A 24,514-nucleotide genomic window follows, 5' to 3' on the forward strand; every position below is an offset into this window, starting at 1 on the left:
TAGTGACATTCATTTTTGTTCATTTTACGTGAATCTGACCCATCTGTACAATGAGGCTCAGTAGTAAACTTTTTATATAGTCAGGGAGGAATTTTGAAAATGAAAGCGATTATACATGCCGGCCAAAGCGGCCTTGAAGGTCTTCAATATACAGATTCAACATCTCGTGCACCGCAAGCCGGGGAAGTTCAGATCCAACTAAAAACCGCTGGAATTAATCATCGTGATCTGTTCATCATGGCAGGACGTACATTCCAGGACACACCGCTCATTCTTGGTTCCGATGGAGCAGGGGTAATCATAGCGATTGGAGAAGCTGTAGAAGGCTTATCGGTTGGGGATGAGGTCATTATCCACCCTACTCTCGGTTGGGAGCATGCAGCTGACGTACCTCTCGTGCCCGATATTGTTGGTGGCCCTACGGATGGAACTCTCGCACAATATATTACGCTGCCTGCCAGAAATGCCTTGTCCAAACCTTCTCATCTATCATGGGCGGAAGCAGGGGTGTTGTCCCTTTCGGCTCTGACAGCATACCGCGCCTTATTCACTCGTGGCGGACTTAAACAGGATGAACATATCCTCATTCCCGGCATCGGGGGCGGTGTAGCGACATATGCCCTGCTCATGGCCGTAGCCGCTGGTGCGAAAGTGACCGTTACGTCCAGAAGTGAAGCCAAGAAACATGAGGCTCTGCGTCTTGGCGCAACCCGTGCATTGGATAGCCATGCCGATTGGAGTTCGCATAACGATCTGGAACCTGTTGACATGATCTTGGATAGCATCGGACAAGCCATGTTCCCGAAATATTTTGATATAATCAGACCAGGTGGCCGTATCGTGATGTATGGTGCAAGCTCGGGAGATGATCTGAATATTCCGATCCGCTCGATCTTTTTCCCGCAAGTTAGCCTGATTGGCACCTCCATGGGCAGCCGCGAAGAGTTTGTCCAGATGCTGCAATGGGTGGAGCAACATGATATACATCCTGTAATCGATGGCATATATTCGCTGCAGGACACAGCGAAAGCATTCGAACGTATGGAAAAGGGAGAGCAGTTTGGCAATCTTGCTATACTCGTGGAGTGACATCAGATTTTAGATGGACTTTCATTACTTGGTAAAATAATTTTACGATAATGGGGTGAAGCCATCTGACCCGTCTCGCTAAACGTACAGTCATTGTTCTTGTCGCTATTATGCTGCTGGCCCAAATTCCTATGTTGAAAGAAACCTTTGCCCGAGGGGTAACTACGTTATATGTGAACATAAAGTACCCTGAACACTCCTTTCAATACAGGAATTTCATCTATGAATCACACTTTGGAAACTATTTCATTACATATACTGACCAAGACGAAATGGTCATTAGCCTGATGCTTGAGCCCAAATTTTTCCCGGTAATCGTTACGTATGACCCACTGGATCAGCCCATGACAGACTAGTCTGTTCACTCTATGAATCATTTAGGAGGTATCATATGTCCAACCATTTGCATTTAATCGATTTGGTTCGCAAGCTGATGAATGCCGAAGGAACCGAAGATGAACTAGATGAGATACTAACCGAGCTACGGCAGCAATTGCCTCATGCAGAGATCAGTAATCTGATTTTCTGGGATGATCGAGACCTGACACCCGAACAGATTGTGGAAGAGGCGCTGGCTGCTCGTCCGATCATTCTTCCGCCCAGCCCTTAGCCCTTATCCTATTAAATAATCCCTTTAAATCCAGACCACCTCTCCCCAACTTCCATATTTTCGTTATAATGTAAACAAGACATCAGGAAACAGGAGGCGAATTATGGAAACGGAAGGTTTACGGAACGTAGAACTGCTTGCTCTGAAGAAACATAAGATTTACAAACAAAGCTTAATCAGATACCTTGCGCGCTCCATGCTCGCCAGCATGTTTATCGGGTTTGGCGTCATCGTGGCGTTCAAGACGGGTAACTTCTTTTATATGGAGAATTCCCCTTTTACATACTCCATGGCTGCCCTCACGTTCGGCGCGGCAATTATTCTGATCGCCTATGGCGGCGGTGACCTGTTCACCGGTAATACGTTCTACTACACCTATGCTGCCTTGCGCAAGAAACTGAAATGGTTCGAAGTCGTGAAGCTGTGGATCGCAAGTTACAGCGGGAATCTGATGGGTGCGGCGGTCTTTGCTCTGTTGATCTATCTGACAGGACTGTTCGATTCGTCTCAGGTTAATGGTTTTCTGCTGAGTGTCGTAGAGCACAAGATGGAAGCTCCAGCTATGCAGCTCTTTTTCCGGGGGATTCTATGTAACTGGCTCGTTTGTCTGGCATTCTTTGTGCCTATGTTCATGAAGGAGAATGGTGCGAAAATGTTCGCTATGATGCTCTTTGTCTTTTGCTTCTTCATCTCGGGGTATGAGCACAGCGTCGCCAATATGTGTACGTTTGCGATTGCGTTGGTACTGAACCATTCGGGGACCATCTCGTTCGGCGGGGTAATCCACAACTTGGTTCCGGTGACACTGGGCAATCTGGTAGGCGGCGTGCTGCTGATGGGCTTTATGTATTATGCGGTGAACAAACCGTTTCTGGACGAAGAGACACACTAATATCTTTGGGCAAAAAAAACCTCCTTACTGGCCCGGTCACCTGACCGTGGCTGGCGGTAAGCTAAATCATAAACGCCCCGCAACCTTTCCATCCTGTGATGAAGGTTGCAGGGCGTTTATTCATGGGCAGGCCGCTATATGCCAGCCCTCGTTTCTACCAACCGAGTACCACTTTGCTACAGCATCATCTCAACATTTCTAATCATTGCTGCAATTGTGCAAGGATTTGCGGGTCCTTGATCTTCTTGTCTTCAGCCAATAACATCACTTTGGATAGAATTTCAGCTGTTCTCGGATCTTCATCCAGGAATGGAAGGAAGATTCTGCCTCGGTGCTGACTGTGTACAGGTACAATGTGAAGCGCACCAGTCGCCTGCTTGAACACATTACCACTACCAAGATGAACGGCATACTCGCCCAGTTCACCATCTATTCGAGCATAATTTCCATTGAGACGCACGTTATTGATCTTCAACAGACGCAGCGACTCATTCACGATCACATGACGCATCTCCATCGTGGTCAAGCTGGCTTCCGGATCTACTCCACCAACATGCGCAACGCTAACGACCAAATCGATGTCACGCATGACCTCAGAGAAGAAGACAGGTGGAACATCCTTCAACGCAACAGGTTTATACGTCTTCCGATTATAGAACTGTACCGTCTCCAGGGTAGGTGCTTCAGTATCTGCCGGTGAGAACCAGTCTGCCATGGCATAGAGATTGGCAATCAGATTATGCTCATAGCTTACCTTTTGCAGCCCTTCCTCATAGCTGACGGTCCATTGGCGTCCTTTGAGCAGGGCAACTGCTTTTTTCGGCTGAATCTGATAACCTGCATACCGACGGGATACCGTTCCATTAGCCAGCTCATCCTCATTCGGAAGATAGAGTTCACGGAACACCTGCTTGAATGGCTGCCGTTCCTGACGGTTGAACAGATCCCGTTGGAATTCGCTCCAGCTTCCACTCTGGAAGAGATGCAATGGATGTGCAATCAGTAGACGATCTTGTTCCGCCAAGGTTTGAATCAAGCCTTCCATACCTGCCGAAGCTGGAGCTACCAGCCCACCAGACGTTACATCGAATCGTCCAAGCTTGTCATCTGCTTGGAACACAAGAGTGCGAACCAGTGGACGAAGAACCGGATTCTGCAACAGACTTGAAACTTCCTGACGCGTAAAGGAAGTTCCTGCGGTCATGGAACGCTCCAATTCCTGTCTTGCCCGGCGATACTGCTCAACCAGATCCGTCTTTAATTCCTTCAATTCGGCGATGTATCCATCTTTCTTGAACCGGGCAGGTACAGATTTGAGTGTTTTCCCTTTGCTTACGATGAGCAGTTCCGGCTGACCTTCTTCATCAATGACCAATTGAGCTGTGGTCGCCTCATCCAGTTCATGGGGCTCAAAATAGGACTTCATTTCATCCAGCTTGCGAGCTTCCATATCCCACATCAGCCGGGTAACATCGGCATATCCTGCATTACGGGCAAGGTTGCCCAGCGCAATCTGGGATACCAGACCTTCACTGGCCCGGCGCTGTGCGCCAAACTGCTTGCTCTGCATCAGGAACTTCTGTATGAAGTCGTATCGCTCGCGCAGATCCTGTTCCTTTTCTGCTGCAAACGGAATCAGGCTGTAGGTCAACAAATGATCTTTATTGCGCTTCTCTTCCACAGACTCACGCATGTCCTCTAATTTCAGCTTGCCTAGTGCCGCATCTGCGAACAATTGTGATCTACGGTGATTGGCTCCCCGGATATATATTTGGCACAATCGTACAACAGACTGAACCGCTCCTCGCCGACGGCCTTATATGCCTCCTCGAACCAGGCAATATCAAATGCGCCTTCATTGAAGTCCTGTGGTGTGATGGGAGAATAATGCGCCACGATCGTTTCTTTTTCAGCAGTGAATCGTTCATTGATATGGGCATGGAAGTACCAGGCTGCACTGCGAAGACCTTCCCATCCAAGATGCTTCGCAACAATCTCCATCCATTGCGGCGCGTACATCGCGGCTTCCAGGAGCTTCTTCTCCTGAATGGGATGCTTCGCCAGCAATTGTCCCAACAGCACTTCGTCCTCTCCATCACGCGGATGGCATACCTGGATCAGGTGGCTGAACGTTTCTTTACGTGTCGTATTGTCACCATAGCTGTAGATATATCCACGGACAAAGGTATCCTGATCCATGGCAGCAACGAGATGCACCCAATGCTCCAACCCATCAATGCGCTCAAGCTTCATCGCCAGGGTACTTACTTCTGTAGAGAGCTCTCCTCTGGTCAGCTCAATCTCCAAAATTCGCTCAACAACCGTTCTTCGGAGTTCTGCCAACATCGGTTTCTCCGCAATCCAGTCATTTCGGCTGGATGTCAATTCCCGAATAAACAGTGCACGGGACTCTCCAACAAGCAGCTGCTTGTAGACTTCCTGTGCATCAATGAAGCCCAGTTCATAGGCACGCAGGTAATCATTCAGCGTAAGGAAGGAGCCTCGGTAACTGCTCTTGTTTAATCTGTCGAATTGGCTTAACGTCTGAAAATACCGTTTGAAACTGTGATCGTCATGTACGCGATCCCGTACAATATAGAACCATGGGCCAGACAAGAGATCAAGCATGCCCGATTCCTTTTCCATTTGTTCCTCAGGCATCATTTTCATCACCGCATACAGTGTCCGCTCAGCAATTTCAAATGTATCTGACCTATTGCTGTCCTCATAAACAGCCTCAATCAGCGTTTTCACCTGATCTGCGTAACGAAGCTCACTGACCATCTTTTTCATGTCCTGGATATGCTGAACCGGATAGACCTCTTCAGCAAATTCCTTACGCCAGCCCTCCAGCAGCCAGTGTTTCTCCAATTCACCATATTCGTACACGGTGGAATAGTATCGGTAATAATCATCCAGCTTTTTGTTCAGATCCTCCAAACGAATCGCGAACAACATTTGCAGCAGTTCCTTACTATCCAGACCACTCTTCTGCACATATCCCCCCATATATTATGGAGAGGGAATTGCTCCAATAACACTACATCCTGCCGCTGATCGTAAGGGGTGTAGACCATCGCACGCAAAGTCGCACCTACAAGCAAGGTTTCTTTGTAGCCCGCATAATATTCAGCCTCATATTCATGGTCTCTGTGCTCATGCACCAACGCATCCAAACCTTCAAGAAACTGCTTCGCTTTTTCTAGAGAAAGGGTAAACACATCCTTGGGCTTGAAGCCACCGAGATCACGTTCTTCATGAAGCAGTGGATTTTCCCATGAAGGATCATACAAGCCGAATCCATTAGCCGCCGTATATCTGCTGCTCTGCTCTGTAAGCTTATCCAGCAGCTTTTGCTCCTTGGCCGTTGGTTTCTTGATGAGCTCTATTAATGGTTGCATCTGCTCCTGCTGGTCCGAGCGCTGTGGATCTGCGGAGACCTCTGTCAACAGTTCCAGTGCGCCCAATCGCTGCAGTTCGCTTTTGGATTGCAGGAGTCGTTTCAGTGATACCATCAGCTGATCTGCTGGCTGAAGCAGCATTACCTGAATGATCTTCTGACGCAGTGTTCCCGTTTTCAGCTTCAGCAACGCCTCCATTTGCAGCAGCTCTTCAACCGTCAGCGTCAACAGCTTCGCTTTGATCAGAGCATTCTCACGGTTGTTCATGCTTTTATCCGACAGGCTGTCAAAAATAAACTGTCTTTGTACTTCATTCTCGGGGTGATGGACAAACTGGGACAACAATTCCCCTCGCAAATCCGGGCTTAGCTTGTCCTTGAGTGCAATAACCTCGCCAATCCATTCCGGGTCCATGTCATACGCAGCAAGGTACAGCATTTTTTTCACTACATCATCTGGATCGATCCGATAGTGAACAAATTCAAGCACACCGGATGGTCCACCATCCCCTCCCTGCGGAATGTGGGTCAGCATTTGTTTGAACAGATCGAAGTCACGCCGACGCACGGCTTTATCTTCAAAAACAGGCAGTGGCCAGACGTGAACACTCCGTTGATTCTCTCCATTTTCAAAGCTCCAGTTAAACATGTACATGGCATCATAATTCTCAATCACCCAATGTAGTAATTCCAGATCCTGTACTTCAAGATACTGACGTGCGATATGTAACCGCAGCCCTCTGTTCTGACTGTTTGCGAGCACGTATTGTGCAACAATTTGCTGATATACTTGTCCGTGATCCATGATCTGGATGACTTTTCGTTCCAGCTCCTTCTCTTCGATGACAGCCGTTGCCCAAAGACTAATAAACAATTGGTTTGCATCGGCACTTTGCTGCCATTCCTCTCGAACCGCAGGATCAGTCAATGCTTGATGCGCTTGGGTGATGAGCTGAGCAGCAACACGCTGATTTGCCGCTTCAATTCCGATCCCTGTCCATACGGCGAGCGCTCTCACCACCGAACTGAACCGAATCAGGTTGTTGTCGATAATTATTTTTAATATGTATATATACGCCTCAAGTGTTCCTTCATCCATCCGTTCCACAATGCTCTGGCGCAAACCCTCCTGCAGCCTTGCTGCAATCAGCAATTCCCCAACCATCTGGTAAGCATCCACCTGATCGCTCATAAAGATACCCTTAATCATCTCAGTGGTCAGCAATGCATTCTGATTGTCGCCATAGATAATATCATGCAGTCCCTGCTTCATATCGCCGGTTTCATGATCCAGTTCATAGGCAATACAATCCGGTACAACGGCTCTAATCTCATGAAGATAATCAAATTTGTACTCCCGCATGGATACATACTCGTTCAGAGAGAAGCCATGCATCTCCATGCGAAACAAGGCGATCATTTTACGAAAAACCTGTCCAATATGCTGCTCGGGATCGATCGTACGAAAAGGTCTGCGCTCATAATTTTTGCTATAAGGAAAATTCGCGGCACGTTCGGCAATGTAGCGGAACCTCGCCAGAAATGGTTCGCTGACCAGATGTTCCAGCACATCCAGCAATGGACGGAACAATGGAGCTTGCATCTCAGCGGCCATACGTTTCAATAGTATATCTGCATTCAAATAGGCCTTTTCGTCTTCGCGCAAATAGGTGAATCCAGCCATCTCTGCAACATAGCCGGCGAGTTCCTGCTCCATACCATTCAGCGATTTCACTTTTTCCTGCAACGCTTGTTGATACTGTTGAACTTTATCTTCCTGATTCATTCCATTCTCCTCCTCGTCACTCTCTACCACAGACGCCCGGCAAGCATGGTAAAACGGATAAATACCACGTTATCGTCTTCCTGTATAATCAACGGCTCATCCAGTCCCTGCAACTCTTCATCATTGAGAAACACTTTGAATAACCCATCTTCATATGCGGTTATAGCTGTATCCATGGCGCCTTCTATATCAGGGACCCCTTCGTTGTAAATCGCGCCAAAGCCGACTTTGCCTGCTTCCCCCTGCTCCTGAATGTCCTCAGGCATCAGGTAGGCAAGCCATTCCGCTTCATTTTTCTTGTCCTGAAGAGCCTTGAGCTGCTGAGCCACCATGTTCTTAATAAGCTGTCTCGGCGTATCGGTTGTTTCCGGAAGTTCGGCAGCTTGTTTGGCAAGTGCCGGCTTGCGTTTCCCCAGACTTTTCACCGTAATCCATACGTTCACTGGTTACCTCCTATGTATAACTTTATGTTAGAAGAAGCCTCTATCCGCCTTATATCTATATCATCATGGAAAATGGACCAAACTTAAGCTTCTTCCTATTTCGTTATTCATTTAAATATGCGTACATATGTGCCCCTATTGAACATTCTAACGAATATTCCGACCATATTCATGGGCCAATCCTCATATTTACATGCAACTAGCGAACTAATGACCTATATAGCATTTTGACAGTCGGATCGGTCCCCCACAGCAAATAAAAAGAGAACAGTGCGCCCTCGGACAGTCACTGCTCTCTGTATTGTTAAGATGAATATTTCTTCAAAATAATAACCGCATTATGACCACCAAAGCCAAAGGAGTTGGACATGCCTATCTGCATGTCAGCTTCTCGTGCAACGTTGGGTACATAATCGAGATCACACTCCGGGTCGCCCTGCTCTTGATTGATCGTCGGTGGAATGATGCCGCTTCGCAAGCTTTGAATGAGCGATATGGCTTCAGCCCCACCAGCCGCACCCAGCATATGCCCGGTCATCGATTTGTTTGCCGTTACCGGAATATCATAAGCTTCTGCACCGAACAGCTGCTTAATTGCTCGGGTCTCAGAAAGATCCCCGCCTCTGTACTGGTAGCATGAGCATTAATGACATCAATCTCATGCGGTTGAAGCTGCGCATCTGCCAGAGCGGCTTTCATGGCCAAGTAAGCTCCGCGCCCTTCCGGATGGGTGGCTACCATATGATACGCATCTGAACTGGCACCATACCCAACAATCTCCGCAAGGATGTTTGCGCCTCTAGCAAGGGCATGGGACAAGGACTCCACAACCAGGACCCCGGCGCCCTCAGCCATGACAAAACCGTCTCTGCCTGCATCAAATGGTCGGCTCGCTCCTTCATACGCTTCGTTTCTTGTAGATAGTGCCGTTGCATTACCGAAGCTTGCCAGCGATACTTCGGTGACAGCAGCCTCCGTCCCGCCAGCAAATATCACATCTGCCCCACCATGACGAATCAGCCGGAAAGCCTCACCTATCGCGGTATTACCGATCGAACAGGCTGTCACTGGCGAGAGCGTGGGTCCCCAACAGCCAAACCTCATGCTCACCATGGCCGCAGCCATATTAGATATCATCATGGGCACCAGTGTTGGACTGACTCGTGCAGGCCCACGTTCAGACAGGAGTTTGCCTTGTTCCATCAGGGTCTGTATTCCGCCGATGCCGGAACCGATATATACGCCAACTCGCTCCCTGTCCACATGATCCATCACGAGACCGGAGTCAGTCAGAGCCTGATCTGCTGCCGCAACAGCAAATTGCACGAACCGATCCATACGCCGTGCTTCCTTTCGTCCAAACCGTTCCTCTCCGTCAAAATCACGGACCACTCCTGCTATCTTCGTTTTGTAGGACGTTGTGTCGAACGCCTCAATAGGCGAAACTCCTGATTTGCCTTCCACCAATCCATTCCAAAATGTATGCACATCATTCCCCAAAGGAGAGATAATCCCCATTCCAGTAATAACTACACGTTCCATAATGCATCCTCCTTCAGTGCTCTTTCCATACTTGTTTCGTTCAGTTATGCACTTATATTGCCATTCGTATTATCCTATTACAAGTTGTCAATTATAATAGTATAATGACTACCATGATAAACTCAGGATTGAAGGTGATGGCATGAACCATGATGTCAGGCTACAGGCACTATCCGCTTTTCTGAAAAACCAGCGCTCCAAAATCTCTCCGGAATCCGTCGGATTACCCGCAGGCACCCGCCGAAGAACGCCAGGATTAAGAAGAGAAGAAGTATCCCAATTGGCTGGTGTAAGCACAACGTGGTACACCTGGCTTGAACAGGGCCGGGATATTCAGGTATCTCATTCCGTGCTGGATAACATCGCTTCAGCTCTCAAGCTGACTGCGGATGAACGGAAATATTTATTTTCCCTTGCTCTGGAGTATCATTCGGAACTTTATATCCTGGATGAGAAGCCGCTCCAAATTCATCCTTCCTTGCAGAAAATATTGCAGGAACTTCGCAATTGTCCCACAATCATCTCGGACCGACGCTGCCATATTGTTGGCTGGAACGACGCGGCCCGGCATGTTTTTATGGACTTTGAACAGATTCCTGCTGAACAGCGGAACATGATCAGCTTATTGTTTGAACGAAAGGAATTCCGGAGACTTGCGGTCAATTGGGAGGATTTTGTTAGTGGATTCCTGGCTATTTTCCGTGCTTATTACGGTCAATATGTGGATGATGAATGGTATAACCTGTTTTTGGGTGACATGATGGAAAGATATCCTGATTTTCATACCCTCTGGAAACAAAGCAGTGTTAGCAGCGCCCCGGACGTGTTGATTGAATTTAGACATTCCAGAGCTGGCAAAATGCTTTTTGATCTTACCTCGTTACAGGTTCAGGGAAATGCTGATTTACGGTGCAGCATCTACACACCTGCAACAGACACCGCTACCGAGCGGAAATTGATCCGCCTCATGGAGCCGAAGGCAGAAGGTGATCCTGATGAAAGCTGATGCTGCTCTTTCTCATTTACTCCGTAATGCAGGTTAACAAAAAAGACCCAGGCGATGAGGCCTGGGTCTTCGTATTTGTCTTGGATCATAGGTTTAAAATCATTTCAGTTGCAGATGAACTGAGATCTTATTTAAAAGCCGGGATCGCAATATCCGCATACTTCTCTTCAAAGAAGGCCTTCACTTCTGGACCCGCCATACGCTTCGCCAGTTTCTGAATGGCTTCCGAATCCTTGTTATCTTCCCGGGCAACCAACGTAATGGCAAAATGGGAATCATCCTTCTCCGTAAACAGCGCATCCTTCTTCGGTGTAAGTCCAAGTGGACTCGCATAGGCCGGAGTCATGGCAACCAGATCGGCATCATCCAGCATGCGGGCCAACATCAACAGATCCACTTCTTTGAACTTGAAGTTTTTCGTATTCTCCGTGATGTCTGCTTGCGTTGCATTGAAACCGACGCCTTCTTTCAGCTTGATTAGGCCGTTCTGTTCCATCATCACCAGCGAGCGTCCAATGTTCGACGGATCGTTGGCAATCGCTACCGTTGCACCTTCAGGCAATTCTTCCATGGATTTATACTTCTTGGAATATGCTCCGTAGATCGCATTGTAGATCGGTTGCACAGCTACCAGATTAGCGTTATTTGCTTCATTGTACTGATTCATGTAAGGTACGTGCTGGAAGAAGTTTGCGTCTACTTCTTTGTTCGCCAATGCAGTATTCGGTTGAACGTTATCCGAAAGTACAACTACTTCCAGATTAACGCCATCTTCTTTCAGCAATGGCTTCACAATATCCAACACATCCGTCATTGGCGGAATCAAAGTAGCTACTTTGAGCGTCACTTCTTGTCCGGCTTGGCTACCTTCCTTGGTTCCTTCCGCCGCAGGTGTTTCTTCTTTTTGCCGCATCCGGCTGCTACCAGCGTCACTGCCAGCAGCATGAGCATTAGTTTTGCTTTCATCTGTATATTTACCCCTTCATCATGTAATCGGTATTGGTCATGCTGTATTGCATTTTTTCTTTGCTGGCCTGTCCCTAATCAGGATCTGCGATCAAGCCAGCGGGATAATCTGCTGCCTGTGAATTGGATCATCTGTACCAGGATAATCATAATGATAATGGTAAATACCATGATTTCCGTCTCAAATCGCTGATAGCCATAACGAATGGCAAAATCACCAACCCCACCACCACCGACGATCCCCATCACCGTAGAGTATGAGATGAAACTGATGGTGGCAGTTGTTAAACCGAGGACGAGTCCTGAACGGGCCTCCACATACAGGAACTTTACCACAAGTTGCATAGTCGATGCGCCCATGGAAGAAGCTGCTTCAACCACACCTTTCGGTACATCAAGCAATGCTTGTTCTACCAGTCTGGCATAATAAGCAATTGCGATGATCGAGAGCGGAACGGTTGCCGCGAGCGTCCCGATGGATGTTCCAACGATCAGGCGGGTGAACGGAATCATAAATACGACCAGCAACAGAAACGGGAAGGAACGAATGATGTTAACAAGACTTCCCAGAATCGTGAACAGAGGTCGATTCTGATAACGTTGCCCTTTTCTGAACAGATACAACAGTGTACCCAGTGGCAACCCGATTAACACTGCCGCCGTGATGGAGATCCCCACCATAACAAAGGTTTCCCCGATGGCTTGCCATATTTCATGCTGATACTTCACAACGGATTCAGGTATCATCGTTATGATCCTCCTGACCGCCATGAAGAGAGGCATTTCGTCCGATAATGGATATATCTTCACCCATCAGTAAGGATGTCAGCAAATCAGGCCGCGGTACCGGTATACTGCGTACTTCCGCTTTCGACAGCGTTTTGACAATCCGTCCCTCTTTCATCACCGATATCCGGTCGCAAAGCTTTCGGGCAACCTCCATCTCATGCGTAACGAGTACAATCGTCACACCCAGCGTTTCATGGACATGACGCAGCACATCCAGAATTCCACTCGTTGTCTGCGGATCAAGCGATGATGTTGGTTCATCACAGAGCAGCACATCCGGACGGCTGGAAAGTGCTCTTGCGATGGCAACGCGTTGCTTTTGCCCTCCGCTTAACTGTGCAGGATATTGATTGGCCTTATCCTCAAGTCCGACAAATCTCAATACTTCCTGTCCCCGCGCAAGCCGCTCGGAACGGGAAACGCCAGCAAGTTCCAGAGGCATGCAGACATTGCCAATCACTGTCCGATTGCTAACCAGATTGAAGTGCTGAAAAATCATGCCAATGGACCTTCGGGCCTGACGCAGACTCCGCTCACTCATCCGGGTCAGATGCTGCCCATTTACAATGACTTCGCCGTCATCCGGCTTCTCCAATCCATTGAGCATGCGCAGAAGCGTGGATTTTCCTGCACCACTGGAGCCGATAATGCCGTGGATCTCTCCCTGGCCTACTTCCAGGGAAACCGAGCTTAGCGCCTCGAATCCCTGATCCTCACGGGACCCACGCTCGTTATAACGCTTGCTTACCCCGTATAATGAAATCATGGGAGATTCCTCCTGCGATTGATCGTACATGGTCCTTTAAGAACACATGAAGAAAGCCCGCACAGCCGATAACCGGAGCGCGAGCAATCCTGTTTATCTATAATAAATCATCATTCGACATGAAACAAGCTTTAACGTGAGATATCTATGTTCAAGTCACTTGCTTCATACATACTGAACCGTCCGTTGGACGACCCGATATAGATTTCATTTCCGAGCCGATTCATGGTTCCATTCTTCGCATCCCGATCACGATGCTCCGGGCTTCCCATTACAACGTCATGTACACGGCCAATCAAGGTACCATCATGTTTATCCATGATCAGAAGATCCTCACCCATCGGCAGCAAAAGCTGATCATCAATCACTAGGTAACTCCCCTGATTGGTAGGATATCGAAGTGACGAAATCGTGTTTTGTGCATTCCAACGTGTTTCTCCTGTATCATATGCAAGGGCTGCTGGATAACCGTTTTGGATTACATATAATTGATCGTCCTCCACGAGGACCCGTTCAATTTTGTCGTTCAGCGTCCATCGTTTTTTACTACTCTTGGCATCATACAAGGTGGTTGTGAAATCTGCATAATCACCATACATTTCCCCGTTTTTGTGCTCACGGATGAGTATCATGCTGTCATTCAGCACTTCGATTTGCTGTCCCATCCGGGCTGGAAACTGTGCATGCTTCTTACCTGTGCTCAGATCGACCAGCACCCACAGGTCATCCAGCAGCATCCAGCGTTCTGGCTGTGCAGCTGCAAACGGATCAAGGCGGATGATTCCATCAAAATAAGGATTCCGATCCAGAGGCTCTATCGTCGATTTTGCCACAGCAATGCTCCACACCGTACGGCCAGATCGCGGATCGGCTGCAATCAATTTATCCTTTTCCCAATACATGACATAAGGATCTTCTGCGCTCTTGTTTAATAATTCATAGCCGGCAGTTAGTTTACGCTTCCATAATGTTTTTCCGTTCTTGCTGTCCAACACGGTTAACCAGCTATTGCTTGAGCCTTCAACAACCGGACTATCAACAACGACTACATTCTTTGCGGCAGTAATGCCTTTCAATCTGATTTGTTTCTGTGGGGTGTACTCCCAAGTGACCTCTCCATCCTTCAACCGGAGATGGCGTATACGATCCATGTATTCTTTCTTATCTGGGTCGTAACTTGTATATATCGTCACAGCTTCACGGTCGGTATCTATATATGCTTGCAGCGCACCATACCCTGAATTGATCTGCCATAGTTTCTGGCCTGAATGACGATTAAGGGCGTATATGGAACCTTCGTAGTAACCCCCACTAAATCCACCGTCATCCCCTTTCATCAGGAGCACATCATTCGTCGCTGCTTGCAAAAAGGTATAGTTGATATCCCCTTGATTCGTCCATATGGGTTTCCAAGGTATTGTTATCGGCAATGATTTGCCTGTGATTTTGGTGGTGAATTCGTATTCATCCGAACGACCGAAGCTCCAATCGGACTCCACCTTGTTTGGATCATCTTGCGGTATGTTCCAGCGTGTTCTGGCAAGCCTGCCGTTCTTATTGAATGTCACCAGAAATTGGGCATCTGTTCGCTCATATCGCCAGGTCTGTCCAATACTCATTGCATAACCCGTGTCATTCAAATTGGCCGAATTCTCTTTCCAGTCCGGTTCACCAAGCCATTGTTTGACTTGTTTGGAGGTTGTTTCTTTGTTCAACATGATATCCGTCAAATGGCGTACAGCCAACGCGGACTGCGATGCATCCTGTTGAAACCAACCATCCGCTACAATGGCTTGCTGCTCTATACTCTGTGCCTTGATCCAGAGCAGTGCAGGTCGATAAGTGAATGATTCCTTGTTCCAGCTTCGTGGAGCGATGGAAACGCCATACCAATCCTTCATCGCTGCAACAATCACCGCCTGGTCTGTAAGGGATGGACTTGGAGCCCAGCTTGTCGAGCTTCCCGGAGCCAGATACAGCTTACTTCCGGGACGAAGACTGAACGTTTGGGGAGTTATAGTCTTCAAACTTCGACTTTCCTTGGATGCGTACCAGCCGGGAATCCAGAATTCCCCTCTGCTGTAATCCTCGAATTTGATCCATTCGCCGCGAACGGCTTGTATTTTAATTTTTGCATTGCTGGAGGTGTAGTATTGTATTCCCATCAGATCAACGGGCACTTTGTTATCTATAACTTGGGTGTACAGGGGCATACCTGCCTCCAAATTCAAGGTATCTCCCTTTTTATAAGTCGTTTTCGCTTGTGCAGACAAGGCTTGAGTTGTCGAACCGGAGCCCTGTCCTGCCCGTGGTTCCGTATCCATTTCCACCAGCATGAACGCCGTAACCAGTACGGCCGATATTCCAGCTACAGTGATCCATAGGTACCCCGTCTTTTGCCACATCGACCCTCTCTTCACGCTCGTTCACCTCATCTATTTGAAGTTATTTCCAATAAAGACGTTTTGAACAAGGAAAAGTTACTGTTACTCCCAAGTATATTTACCAAGCGTGAAATAATTACAGGTCTCACCTTACATCCACAAGCATTGAATTATAAGGGAATGTCATTCCCAATATATAAGCAGCCGTTAACATAATGATAAAATACCCCACAAAACATACATCCGCTTGGGAGTACCCAATCTGAACATAAAACGTCCGGCTCCCGCCTTCCTTGAATCCCTTCGCTTCCATCGCCACCGCCATACGCTGCGCACGGCGGATACTCTGTGCAAGTAGTGGAATAGCATATCGTTTCAGGATGCCATATACATTCCAGCGGGAGCCGCGCTGCCTCGTTTCCCGAATGCGGATGGCATAACGCAGCGTCTGGAATTCATCCAGTAAAATCGGAATCATGCGCATGGCCGCCAGAAAACTATAAGCATACTTGGGTGGAAGCTTCCACTGCTGCATAAGGGAATAAAAAAGTCGAACAGGCTTGGTCGTCAGGCCGAACAATAATCCGGCAGCCGCCATACTCAGCGAACGAAATCCTAGGTGCAACCCGCGATAGAAGCTCTCTTCGGTAATATGAATCAATCCCCACTGAAACCAGGTGGTCTCGCCCTTACCAAACATGATCATTCCTGTAGAGGTGGAGATAAATACCAGAACGAACGGAGACGCGTACAGCAATAACCTGGGCCATGGGTGACCTGTCCAGACCAACAATAACAGCATGACAACTGCCACATTAGCCATTACATTCAGGTTGTGAACAAGAATGACGAAGACAAACAGCAATGTCAGGAAAATCATTTTCAATCCCGGATTCACCGCGTGAAGCCAGGTCTCACGATGAGGAAACGAGAGCTGCATCCGTTAACCTCCCCTCATCCACCGTCCAGACCCGGTTGCAATAACGCTTCACAATTTCCCGGTCATGCGTAACCATCACAATAGCTGTCCCTTCACGCCGCAGCCGTTCCAGCTGTGATAACATGGCAAAGGTATTGCGCGCATCCTGTCCAAATGTAGGCTCATCCAGTAACAAAATACGCTGTTCTCGCACCAGAGCAGACGCTACACTCAATCGGCGTTTCTGTCCCATCGACAGTTGGTAGGGATGCCGCTCGGATAGCTCTGTCAGTCCGAATTGCTCCAGCATATGATCAGTCCGAACATTTCTTTCTTTGGCAGTTAGTTTGCCGCCCAGCAAGGAAAATCCCACTTCATCCCTGACCGTATTTGTCACGAATTGAAATTCAGGATTCTGGAATACAAAGGCAATGTGATCTGCAAGCTGTTCCGTTTTTCCGGCCGATTGTCCTTCCACAACATAATGACCTGTCGTTTTTAGGATATTCATCATGGACAGCAATAATGAACTTTTACCTGCCCCGTTAGCTCCGACAATCCCCACCCAATCTCCGTAACATACCTTGGCCTGTTCCACCTGAATGAATGGCGTTTTTCCGCGCCATCCGGTGAATTTCTGCATTTCCAGGGCTGGCCGGAGCTGAGCAGAAGCTCGCTCTTCTTTGTTACCCATACTTTCAGTTTCTGCGGTCGCATAAAGAATAATAGGCTCTTGGTTGACCAACACCTGTGACCTCGTCTGGCCCCGCTCTTCCCAAACCCCTGGATACCAGATTCCGTATTCTCTCAGCATATTCCGTCCATCCGTAAACACCTGATTCGCAGGGCCATCCGCTACAATCTTACCTTCAGGCGACAATACGATGATTCGATCTACCCAATCGACAATTTCATTAATTTTATGTTCAACGATAATGAGTGTTTTGTCCTGTGCAATCTGTTTCACCGTATCCCACACCTGTGAGGTTCCCTCATCATCCAGCAGCGCCGTTGGTTCATCCAAAAAGAGTACGTACGGCTCCATCGCAAGAATCGAAGCCATCGCAAGACGCTGCTTCATGCCCTGAGACATGGATTGTATCAGTGTTCGATTATGTTCAAAGTGTAATCCTACTTGTTCCAAGTATTGATGGATAAGAACTGGCATCTGCTCGCGTGGAATATTCCGGTTTTCAAGGACAAAAGCAATCTCTTCATCCGTATATGACATACAGAACTGGGTGTCCGGGTCTTGAAAAACAATGCCGGGCTGTTCAGGCACCTGTATATCGTCACACTTCATCGGAATCTCCACAGATCGCGGAATCAGACCGCTCAGAATTTGCAACAAGGTCGATTTGCCCGAGCCACTGGGTCCAAGTAACAACACTTTCTCCCCTTGACGCACAGAGAGACAGGCCTTGAAACACCAAGGCCTTCTCTCCCGGGAACTTGCATCTTAGATTCGTAACACCTGCCGCCTGCGCATTCCCCTTCGTGATCATCTAGTCCAATGCCTCATAATCCTGCTTTGAAACTGGTCTGAGTGAGCGCGTAACCCCTGTCAGCTCCAGCGCTTTGGCCAGATAATAGGCGAATACACCCGCAATCAGAATACTACCTATGAAGCGGAAGCCGATAAACAGCGTATAATTCCACGCCGAGAGTGAATCGATGTACCCGTACTGATAATCCAGCAATAGCGATGCAGCTGCTGCTCCAATCGCTGCGAGGCAGGTGACAAACAGGTTCGTTTTTCGATACAGCATTGCAGCAAAGAATATCTCTGCCCCAGTCCTTGAAACAAGCCATACACCAGTGTGGACATCCCCCATTCACTTCCTAGAAAAGCACTCACTGTTGATGCCGCAACTTCAGCGAGAATAGCCACGCCCGGCTTACGGATAATGACAAAAGCAAACGTGCCCGCCATAAACCACATGCCATAGATCATCTGCTCTGCATGAACGCCGAACGGCTTCATCAGATCATACGTAGGCCCCCATATTTTGTAGATTACTCCAAACACAACCGCAATCACGATCGTTACCAGGATATCGGTTAATTTCAATTTGTTACTGCGTACTTCTGTCGACATGTTCTCTACTTCCTTCCTCTGTTTCCCTTGGATTATAAAAAAAACAAAAAAGCCTCCCCGGTTACCAGGCAGGCCATACGCACAGTTTACAATTCTCACGATGCTACGGATTAGGCAAATATGGAGAAGAAGAAACAAACGACACCATCCCCGTCACATCAGAAAAAATCCCATTGCACCCAAGAAACGCTGACATCTATCATCTATTCCTTATCCTTAATCCTTACCATTGCACATCGCAAATTCATGTTCTCTACGCTGGCATTACCCAGATCAGATAAACGGTCAGCGGCACAAGGCCACTCTCTCAGCCCAACTTCATTGAGCTCCCGGTTCACTTATTTCATTGCTTCTACTGTACAACACATGGGTATTTGTGACAATCCCGATAAGAGAAAATCTAGTTTAACCTAGGGGAAAGAGTGATTAAATATATGATTCTTCTTGCGGAAATATGCTTCTGACATCTCACAACGGTGCAAACGGGAGCGAATGACGTGTGTCAGGTTCATTTAGACCAAAAATAACGCCAACAAGGGTTGTCCCCGTCATTGTCATGACTTATGGGACAGCCCCTTTTAATTGGCATGCTTCAACTCGTTTATAGGAAAATGATTACGAACCGCCACGCCCCGTATTTAATATTGTGTATTCCCGGATTGACTTGTTTTGCCTGATGCAAAGCCTTTGAACAAGGTCGGTACTTTGGAGTAACGTGTATTTGTAATTTTCCCTTGCGATGTACTGCTGTCCGTACGCATAATAGAATCTTTGACATTGGAAATGTCCGAGTTGTCGAGCGTCATGTTCACGGCGAAGGTTGTTCCACCATTTTGACGCACCAGCTTGCCAATATCGTCTGCACGGAAATTTTTAATGTTAATCGTCCCCGCTGCATTGATTTGAAACACTTTATCATAGGCTTTGTAAGCTGCCCCGCCCGTAATGTTGACCGTGCCGGCTGACTTCAGAGTCAGAGCATCCTCGCCTACATCCTCCCAAACCACATTTGATATCGTACAGTTACCGTAACAATGAACACCATCAGCTGCAGGCGAACCGATAATCACATTTTTGAGCGTAGCGCCTGCCTCCAAGCGAAATACCGGCTTCTGATCTTCTGCTTGAGATCCATCTCCCAGTGTGGAGGGGTTAGCTACATAGGTTTGGCCTTTGCCGTCAAACGTTTCACCCTTGGCTACAATAATTGTTGAGTTTACAACGGTAGGTGCAGCTAAAGCGGGGATTGCACCAAATAATGAAGCGACCAGACCGGCGGACAGCAACAACGTCAACATTTTTTTCATAACTTAAATCCTCCCTTATTCTGATATTTGGCGTACAAGCAAGAGCTTGTCCTTACGGAACCCCTTCAGAGGTGCACCTCTGGTTCGGAACCTACCCTAATCCTACCAAAAAAGGGATGTTACGATAATAATCATTAGCTTAGATATAGAAACGACAGCATCATGCCTGTGATCTCGGCATTTTTTGCAGCGCACTTCAACATCGGATGTGCCGATCTCAACTTCGGGTATGCTTCATTTACAACTCGTAATCTATGGTTAGATGCTCCTTTATCGTTCTGAGAAAAAATGAAAGACCACTTCATCTGTTTCCAGACAATGTGGTCTCTATTATTTTGATCTCTGATTTTATTTAAAAATTACACTTTAGGCTCCAAACCGTTGACGATATCCGCACTTCCGACATAATTCCTCCACCGCTTCCCGTTTGGAGAAACCATAGAACAGATTGTTTGCTCGTTCACCATCTACTATCTCCGAGAACGACTTTTCGTGAACGTTGCCCAAGTTAATTACACCCTCACCGTCGAGGCAGCATGGAACCACAGTTCCATCGACAAGCACAGCTGCTTGACTGCGAAGCGCATGACAGAAGCCTTTACCGTCATCTTCCGGTGCATCCAGACTCGGCCATTGGAATTCGTGATCCTGATTGAGGTACACATTATGCGCAATTTTCACACCGCTGCCTGGCACCACCTTTTCCTCAATGCGGAAATCCAGATTAAACTCCCGTTCAAGAACCTCCAGCGTCTCCCGGTTACGGTTCATCTGGGCATTTGTGAAGTTATCCTGTGTCAGATTCCAGAGACGGAAAGAAATAATAACATTGTGCTTCACTGCTTCCCGGACAAAAGACAACACATTGCCCAGATAGCCCTCACGATCTGTCGAACCTTCGTGTCCATCAAAGCTGTGCAAAGAAAAGTTCATCTGACGCAGCGCCGGTTTGCCGAGCAACTTGTGTTGGGTCTTGGGCAGCAGTGTACCATTCGTCGTAATGTTAACCTTGAACCCCTTCTCATGCGCGGAATCGAGTAACAAATCAATTTTGGGATGAAGCAGCGGCTCACCTTTGACATGTAAATAAATATGCTTGGTATGGGGTTTGATCTGATCCAATATATTGTTGAAGACTTCAGGGTCAATGAAATTTTTGGCACGTTTGGTCTGCGGGCAGAAGCTGCATGCCAGATTACATATACTTGTGATCTCAATATATACTTTCTTGAACGTTTTCAACTCGGGGTCCCCATTCTGCTCAGGAGGGAGAACAGTCCCACCCTCATTTATGATCCGGCCCATATGTGCCACCACTATTATATCGGGTTAGAGAGCCAAGGTAAATCGACCCGCATGTTAATTTTCTTTTCCTCCCTTCCCGGGCGTCTTCTTACTTGTACATCTGAGCAGTTGCCCTTCTGATCGAAGAGCTTAATTCGCTGTTCATTCAAACGGTTAGAATCTTGGGTTACTTTCCTAACTCACATTCCTCGCACTTCTTTTAGGACGCCCTCTTTACATTCCACTTGCATGTGATATATGCTGAACACACAACTGCATATCTTGAACATTGCACTAGGGGAGCCTTGCGGCTGAGACGAATCGAACGATTCGGACCCTTTGAACCTGATCTGGATTATACCAGCGGAGGGAAGTGGAGCGGCCTATCCGTAAGCGGATTTTTTCATGTTAATGATGAAATTTAATATGAATTGAACGTATAGACCCACTCATTTCTCTGGAAATGGGTGGGTCTTTTCGCGTTCTGCGGCAGATCAGAAGGTGTAATTAAAGATCCCGCAGTTTGAAGTTTGAATCAGAAGGGGGAACGGGACGAGATGGATAACGACATAACCATTCACAACATGAGCTTTGCTTTCCCGAAAAAAAGGGATTCCCCGTGCTCTCCAATGTGTCGATGCGTGTAGCGGAAGGCGAATTCGTCTCCCTCATCGGTTCCAGCGGCTCCGGTAAAAGCACTCTCTTCAAGCTGCTGGCAGGCTTGCTTGAGCCAACCCACGGAACCATCGAAATTCCGTGGGTTCGCGAAGGAGAGCGGCTTGGACGCGTGGCCTACATGCCGCAAAAGGACCTCCTGTTATCTTGGCGAACCGTCATGGAGAATTGCATGCTCCCCTCCGAACTTGCTTCAGGGCGGCAGGACAAGGCAAAGACGCAGGCGGACATCCTGGCTGGCCTCGACAGATTTGGCTTATCCGGCTACGCGCATGCGTATCCGTACGAACTGTCCGGCGGCATGCGGCAGCGAGTCGCAATGCTGCGCACCCTGCTTACAGGCGGCCAGCTGATGCTGCTGGATGAACCATTCGGTGCACTCGATGCCCTGACCAAACGGGAGATGCATCGCTGGCTGCTAGAACTCTGGGGAAGTTTGGGCAAAACCGTGTTGTTCATCACGCATGATATTGAAGAAGCCTTGCTGCTCAGTGATCGAATTATCCTGTTAACTCCAGGGGGACAAAGCCAACAGCTGCAGGATATAACGGTACCTTTGCCGCGTCCAAGACATTCAGACATGATCTATGAACCGGCTCTCGTTCAGATGAGACGACTACTGGAGGAACAATTGCATGCGAAACGGTAACTGGAGATGCAGCATGAAGGATAGTGTAAAGCGTTGGCTTGCCCGTTATGGTCTGTTTCTCTTGCTCATGCTGTTACTGCTCGTCATCTGGGAGTGGATTGTGAATATGGGATGGGTGCCCTCCTTCATCATTCCAGCCCCTACGGCAATTGCCAGTTCGCTATATGAGCATCGCCGACTCCTGTTGGCTACACATTTACCTGCTACCTTGATGGAGGTTGTCGTTGGTTTTGGCTTGTCCATTGGTGCCGGAATTGCACTTGCGACAGGCATGCATATGAACCGATCCATTGAAAAGGCGTTATATCCCTTCATCGTAATTAGTCAGACGATTCCACTAATCGCTTTGTCCCCGTCTTTATCCTGTGGTTTGGCTACACGCTGTGGAGCAAAGTCGCGGTGGTATTCCTGATCGCGTTCTTCCCGATTGTCGTGAGCACCTATGATGGCCTGCGCCAAGGTGATCCGGAACAGCGTGAACTGCTGCTGACGATGGGGGCCAACAAGTGGGATATTTTTCGTAAACTCCAGATTCCACTTGCCCTTCCCTCCTTCTTTTCAGGACTGAAGATGTCTGTGGTGTACTGCGTAGTTGGTGCAACGATTGGAGAATGGCTCGGCGGAAGTAAGGGCCTTGGCTATTTCAGCCGCAGAATGTCGAGCAATATGAACACGGATGCCATGTTCGCCGCTATTGTGCTGTTATCCCTGCTTGGTATTGCCCTGTTTGTACTTATTGCATGGCTGGAGAGAAGATTCGCTACAAAACGTCATGCAGGTAGATTTTAAAACAGAAAAAGGAAACGAGGAACTTTAAATTATGAATACAAAGCATATCTATTCCCTGCTCCCCCTCCTTCTTATAACCCTGATGCTGATCGTTAGCGGGTGCGGAAATACGGGTACCAACACACCTGCTATTGATTCAGCTCCCGATGTAAAAGATACAGAATCATCTGCGACCAAAACGTCATCAGATTCCAAAGATAAGCTGTCCATCATGCTCGATTGGTACCCGAATGCAGTACATTCCTTCATCTATGTTGCACAGGAGAAAGGTTACTTCACGGACCAAGGTCTGGATGTCGATGTCCAGATGCCCGCCGATACGAATGACTCACTCAAGCTTGTTGCTGCGGGGAAAATCGATCTGGCACTAAGCTACCAGCCGCAAATTTTGCTCGCGCGTGGGGAGAACATTCCTGTACGTTCCATTGCAGCCATCGTTAGGCATCCGCTTGTGCATCTGTTGACTGAAGCAGATGGTAAAGTAAAGTCGCCAAAAGATCTTGAAGGGCTCACTGTCGGCTATTCCTCAATTCCCCTGTACGAAGCGATGGTGCGTACGATGATCATCCAGGATGGAGGTAATCCTGACAAGATGGATCTTGTGGATGTGGGATTCGACCTGATTCCTTCCCTCGCTTCCGGACAGGCGGATGCCATTATGGGTGGTTTTATTAACCATGAGCTATTGATTTTGGAAAAAGAAGGCCATGCGATAAATTCATTCAATCCCGTCGATTACGGCGTACCTGATTATTATGAACTGGTCCTCACTGCAAGTGAGGTGGGCATTGAAACGAAAAAGGATCAGCTTACACGCTTTATCAAAGCCATACAGGAAGGACAGAAATACGTAACGGAACACCCCGAGGACGCGTTGAACATTCTGCTCGCACATGAGAACGAAACCTCTCCGCTTGACCCGGAGATCGAAACCAAAAGCTTGAATATTTTACTGCCCCTGATGAATGAAGAAGGTCAGCCGTTTGGTGGACAGGACGCCTCGTCTTGGGAAAACGTTCGTGCATGGCTGCTCCAAAGTGAATTGATTCCAGATTCCGTGAAGGCTGAGGATGCTTTTATTAACTTGCAGGGCGAGTAAGGAAATCGCTTGCTGAATGAG

At 47.9% G+C, this 24,514-nt stretch carries 14 protein-coding genes, 6 pseudogenes and 1 riboswitch; of the genes and pseudogenes, 7 read left to right on the forward strand and 13 right to left on the reverse strand.

Annotation, left to right across the window (positions count from 1 at the left end; genetic code table 11):
- Positions 1-99: 99 nt before the first annotated feature.
- The 3 genes from ACTWJ7_RS30765 (at position 100) to ACTWJ7_RS30775 (ending at position 2,591) form a co-directional block, all read left to right on the forward strand.
- Positions 100-1,089: a quinone oxidoreductase family protein gene (locus ACTWJ7_RS30765; RefSeq protein WP_301880791.1), complete on the forward strand. Its 990-nt coding sequence runs from the start codon at positions 100-102 to the stop codon at positions 1,087-1,089.
- 391 nt (positions 1,090-1,480) lie between these two features.
- On the forward strand, positions 1,481-1,699 hold the full coding sequence (locus tag ACTWJ7_RS30770; protein ID WP_301880792.1) for a hypothetical protein: 219 nt from the start codon (positions 1,481-1,483) through the stop codon (positions 1,697-1,699).
- Between the two features lie 103 nt (positions 1,700-1,802).
- The gene (locus ACTWJ7_RS30775; protein WP_301880793.1) at positions 1,803-2,591 is read left to right on the forward strand and encodes a formate/nitrite transporter family protein; all 789 of its coding nucleotides are present in this window, start codon (positions 1,803-1,805) and stop codon (positions 2,589-2,591) included.
- A 202-nt stretch (positions 2,592-2,793) separates the two neighbouring features.
- Here ACTWJ7_RS30775 and ACTWJ7_RS30780 read toward each other — a convergent pair whose 3' ends face one another.
- The 4 genes and pseudogenes from ACTWJ7_RS30780 to fabF form a co-directional block, all read right to left on the reverse strand.
- Positions 2,794-4,371 (reverse strand): DUF5724 domain-containing protein, encoded by a 1,578-nt coding sequence (locus tag ACTWJ7_RS30780; protein ID WP_443146194.1) that lies wholly within the window; start codon positions 4,369-4,371, stop codon positions 2,794-2,796.
- A pseudogene (locus ACTWJ7_RS30785) lies at positions 4,305-7,777 on the reverse strand (DUF5724 domain-containing protein). The gene ACTWJ7_RS30780 and the pseudogene ACTWJ7_RS30785 overlap by 67 nt, the downstream one beginning before the upstream one ends.
- Before the next feature lie 23 nt (positions 7,778-7,800).
- Positions 7,801-8,220 (reverse strand): hypothetical protein, encoded by a 420-nt coding sequence (locus ACTWJ7_RS30790; protein ID WP_301880795.1) that lies wholly within the window; start codon positions 8,218-8,220, stop codon positions 7,801-7,803.
- 304 nt (positions 8,221-8,524) lie between these two features.
- Positions 8,525-9,762: pseudogene (fabF, locus tag ACTWJ7_RS30795) on the reverse strand (beta-ketoacyl-ACP synthase II).
- Positions 9,763-9,904: 142 nt separating this feature from the next.
- Between fabF and ACTWJ7_RS30800 the strand changes: the two are divergent.
- Positions 9,905-10,768, forward strand: coding sequence for a helix-turn-helix transcriptional regulator (locus tag ACTWJ7_RS30800; protein WP_079350004.1), 864 nt, complete (start codon positions 9,905-9,907; stop codon positions 10,766-10,768).
- Positions 10,769-10,895: 127 nt separating this feature from the next.
- Here ACTWJ7_RS30800 and ACTWJ7_RS30805 read toward each other — a convergent pair.
- From ACTWJ7_RS30805 to ACTWJ7_RS30845, 9 genes and pseudogenes are all read right to left on the reverse strand, one after another.
- Positions 10,896-11,734 (reverse strand): annotated as a pseudogene (locus tag ACTWJ7_RS30805) (MetQ/NlpA family ABC transporter substrate-binding protein).
- A gap of 78 nt (positions 11,735-11,812) precedes the next feature.
- Complete coding sequence (locus ACTWJ7_RS30810; protein ID WP_029880724.1) at positions 11,813-12,481, reverse strand: methionine ABC transporter permease; 669 nt, start codon at positions 12,479-12,481, stop codon at positions 11,813-11,815.
- Complete coding sequence (locus ACTWJ7_RS30815) at positions 12,471-13,289, reverse strand: methionine ABC transporter ATP-binding protein (RefSeq protein WP_301880797.1); 819 nt, start codon at positions 13,287-13,289, stop codon at positions 12,471-12,473. The genes ACTWJ7_RS30810 and ACTWJ7_RS30815 overlap by 11 nt, the downstream gene beginning before the upstream one ends.
- Before the next feature lie 131 nt (positions 13,290-13,420).
- Entirely contained in the window at positions 13,421-15,709 is a 2,289-nt protein-coding gene (locus ACTWJ7_RS30820; protein WP_301880798.1) for an outer membrane protein assembly factor BamB family protein, read from the reverse strand.
- A 109-nt stretch (positions 15,710-15,818) separates the two neighbouring features.
- Positions 15,819-16,613 carry an energy-coupling factor transporter transmembrane component T family protein gene (locus tag ACTWJ7_RS30825; RefSeq protein ID WP_301880799.1) on the reverse strand — a complete coding sequence of 265 codons (795 nt, stop codon included), beginning with the start codon at positions 16,611-16,613 and terminating at the stop codon, positions 15,819-15,821.
- A pseudogene (locus tag ACTWJ7_RS30830) lies at positions 16,588-18,097 on the reverse strand (ABC transporter ATP-binding protein). Before ACTWJ7_RS30830 ends, ACTWJ7_RS30825 begins: the two are co-directional and overlap by 26 nt.
- Positions 18,098-18,690, reverse strand: a pseudogene (locus tag ACTWJ7_RS30835) (ECF transporter S component).
- A 638-nt stretch (positions 18,691-19,328) separates the two neighbouring features.
- Entirely contained in the window at positions 19,329-19,997 is a 669-nt protein-coding gene (locus tag ACTWJ7_RS30840; RefSeq protein ID WP_024628995.1) for a pectate lyase, read from the reverse strand.
- Between the two features lie 366 nt (positions 19,998-20,363).
- Complete coding sequence (locus ACTWJ7_RS30845) at positions 20,364-21,239, reverse strand: radical SAM/SPASM domain-containing protein (RefSeq protein WP_094938439.1); 876 nt, start codon at positions 21,237-21,239, stop codon at positions 20,364-20,366.
- Between the two features lie 328 nt (positions 21,240-21,567).
- A riboswitch (TPP riboswitch) is annotated at positions 21,568-21,670 on the forward strand.
- 230 nt (positions 21,671-21,900) lie between these two features.
- Here ACTWJ7_RS30845 and ACTWJ7_RS30850 point away from each other — a divergent pair.
- The 3 genes and pseudogenes from ACTWJ7_RS30850 (at position 21,901) to ACTWJ7_RS30860 (ending at position 24,493) form a co-directional block, all read left to right on the forward strand.
- On the forward strand, positions 21,901-22,605 hold the full coding sequence (locus tag ACTWJ7_RS30850; RefSeq protein WP_443146195.1) for an ABC transporter ATP-binding protein: 705 nt from the start codon (positions 21,901-21,903) through the stop codon (positions 22,603-22,605).
- A gap of 13 nt (positions 22,606-22,618) precedes the next feature.
- Positions 22,619-23,394: pseudogene (locus ACTWJ7_RS30855) on the forward strand (ABC transporter permease).
- Between the two features lie 31 nt (positions 23,395-23,425).
- A complete protein-coding gene (locus tag ACTWJ7_RS30860; RefSeq protein WP_301880803.1) occupies positions 23,426-24,493 on the forward strand; it encodes an ABC transporter substrate-binding protein in 1,068 nt (355 codons plus the stop codon).
- The last annotated feature ends 21 nt before the right edge of the window (positions 24,494-24,514 follow it).

This window comes from Paenibacillus sp. 1A_MP2, from assembly GCF_052244825.1.
Taxonomy (GTDB): Bacteria; Bacillota; Bacilli; order Paenibacillales; family Paenibacillaceae; genus Paenibacillus; species Paenibacillus vandeheii.

Excerpts from the sequence above, each read along its gene's own strand:
- ACTWJ7_RS30815 (WP_301880797.1), bottom strand. The coding sequence starts at position 13,289 with ATGATTTCATTATACGGGGTAAGCAAGCGTTATAACGAGCGTGGGTCC.
- ACTWJ7_RS30810 (WP_029880724.1), bottom strand. The coding sequence starts at position 12,481 with ATGATACCTGAATCCGTTGTGAAGTATCAGCATGAAATATGGCAAGCC.
- ACTWJ7_RS30860 (WP_301880803.1), top strand. The coding sequence starts at position 23,426 with ATGAATACAAAGCATATCTATTCCCTGCTCCCCCTCCTTCTTATAACC.
- ACTWJ7_RS30770 (WP_301880792.1), top strand. The coding sequence starts at position 1,481 with ATGTCCAACCATTTGCATTTAATCGATTTGGTTCGCAAGCTGATGAAT.
- ACTWJ7_RS30840 (WP_024628995.1), bottom strand. The coding sequence starts at position 19,997 with ATGAAAAAAATGTTGACGTTGTTGCTGTCCGCCGGTCTGGTCGCTTCA.
- ACTWJ7_RS30825 (WP_301880799.1), bottom strand. The coding sequence starts at position 16,613 with ATGCAGCTCTCGTTTCCTCATCGTGAGACCTGGCTTCACGCGGTGAAT.
- ACTWJ7_RS30800 (WP_079350004.1), top strand. The coding sequence starts at position 9,905 with ATGAACCATGATGTCAGGCTACAGGCACTATCCGCTTTTCTGAAAAAC.
- ACTWJ7_RS30775 (WP_301880793.1), top strand. The coding sequence starts at position 1,803 with ATGGAAACGGAAGGTTTACGGAACGTAGAACTGCTTGCTCTGAAGAAA.
- ACTWJ7_RS30765 (WP_301880791.1), top strand. The coding sequence starts at position 100 with ATGAAAGCGATTATACATGCCGGCCAAAGCGGCCTTGAAGGTCTTCAA.